The sequence below is a fragment of the Mesorhizobium sp. M4A.F.Ca.ET.050.02.1.1 genome (assembly GCF_003997725.1).
Classification (GTDB): Bacteria; Pseudomonadota; Alphaproteobacteria; order Rhizobiales; family Rhizobiaceae; genus Mesorhizobium.
On record NZ_RZSG01001084.1, the window covers coordinates 1 to 1,558 of the forward strand.

The following is a 1,558-nucleotide window of genomic DNA, read 5'->3' on the forward strand; positions in this document are numbered from 1 at the left end:
CTTCAGCAGATCGAGGGGAGGGATGCGGGCAACAAGGCCGCGCTTCAGGGAATCGGGCCGGCCGCGCCACGGGATGAGGCCGTCGGTCGAGGTGGCGAAGAGCTTGGCGCAGGTGACGAGGTCGGTGCCACTGGTCGCATCCAGATCGCCGAAGACGTAGCTCCAGCAGCCATCGCGCAGAAGTGCCGCGCTCAGTCGGCGCTTACAATTGCCGAGGCATTCGACGGTGCGGATGTTGATCTTTTCGCCGGAAGCCGCCCGGCGCGTGTCCTCGGCGAGCAGCGCGCCGGCGCGCGGATGGGCATCGGAACCGGTCTCGTCGCGGCAGGACGAGCAGACGATGACGGTCACGCCGGCCGGACCATCGTCGTCGCCGGACGGTAAGTCCGCTCTATCAGCCGGAAAACTGCTGTCGCGCTCCAAATCAGGCTCCTTGCCCGGAAACCCGCCGGGCGATCGGATTCTTTTCTCGCAGACGGCAGGTCTCCTGGCTCGCGGGTCATCGCCTTGGTTAGCCGCCTTCCCGGGGAACATCCCAGTGGCTTTCGGCCTTGGCTCTTCGCTTACAGTTGCGGGGACAGCCGCGGATTTGGGCATTTTTCCCGCACCGCATTCCCTCTTGGCTCCTCCTTTTGCCGGGAGGAGACCGTCTGGCCATGGATTTAGGCTTCTGCGGGCAGATGTGTCAACGCGCGGCTACGACATGGCTATGTCGGTCAGAGGCTGTCATGTGCCGCCAATCGGCAGGGCCAGGATAACTTGCCGGACTGCTTGATAACCATCGCCGTGGTCCCAGTCATGGCTGAGGGCTAGGTCCTGTCCTTCTTGCCAAACCTTATTATCCAGAAGGACCTCGGTGCAAATAAGCTCGCCTTTCAAGGCTGCAAAAAAGGTGCGTACAAAGTGACTGCCAGGGGAAACGGAAGCTATGAACAGCTTTTCCAGCTTGGCGTAGAACGTTGGATAACCCCGGTTCAGCGAATTAAGCTCGGTGGTGGCCTGGGAAATAACCGGTCCACCATAGATTTTCCAGCGAACATTTTTTTGCCAGATCTTCCAACAGGGACTGCTTTGCTGCCAAACCTCTACTTCGGCCTGCATGTTGTCGCAGACATGATCAGCCAGTCCCTCGATCGCCACGTGGAAAACGCCACGAAGAAATTTTTCAAACGCCTGATTTAATTCTTGTTCTCGCGTGTCACCGAAGCCAGCAAAGGATTCAATGACCGGCTGAACATCAAGCAGTGGGGAAAAAATGTAGATTTCGAGGACCAGCCGGCCAGCTTCCGCCTCGAATACCTCAGCCTCAAACCGAAGTTGCCTCGACTGTAGCAGAACGTCCTGATCTCTACGCACTGCATCGATCCCATGCGCAATCAATGCGCCATGGATCATGTCGAGCACTTTGTCCGATGCCATTGCACAACCTACGAGGTTTGTTGGAGCGTGTATGACAGAGGCTGCAGGGGTTGGCTATCTTATCTCGCCAGCCAGCGCCGGCCCCAAATCGCCGGCCGGCGTCACTTCGATGCGCTCAAGCCCAAGCCAGCCCTGCATC

The 1,558-nt window shown here is 58.9% G+C and carries 2 protein-coding genes and 1 riboswitch; both genes read right to left on the reverse strand.

All coding sequences use genetic code 11. From position 1 onward, the window contains the following. Positions 1 to 423, reverse strand: a 423-nt coding sequence (locus EOA33_RS35170) for a DUF1636 family protein (protein WP_127407681.1), incomplete at its 3' end; no start/stop codon positions are given. A 36-nt stretch (positions 424 to 459) separates the two neighbouring features. Continuing rightward, a riboswitch (cobalamin riboswitch) is annotated at positions 460 to 666 on the reverse strand. Positions 667 to 726: 60 nt separating this feature from the next. Further along, positions 727 to 1,419, reverse strand: coding sequence for a DUF6348 family protein (locus EOA33_RS35175; RefSeq protein WP_126054015.1), 693 nt, complete (start codon positions 1,417 to 1,419; stop codon positions 727 to 729). Positions 1,420 to 1,558 lie beyond the last annotated feature (139 nt).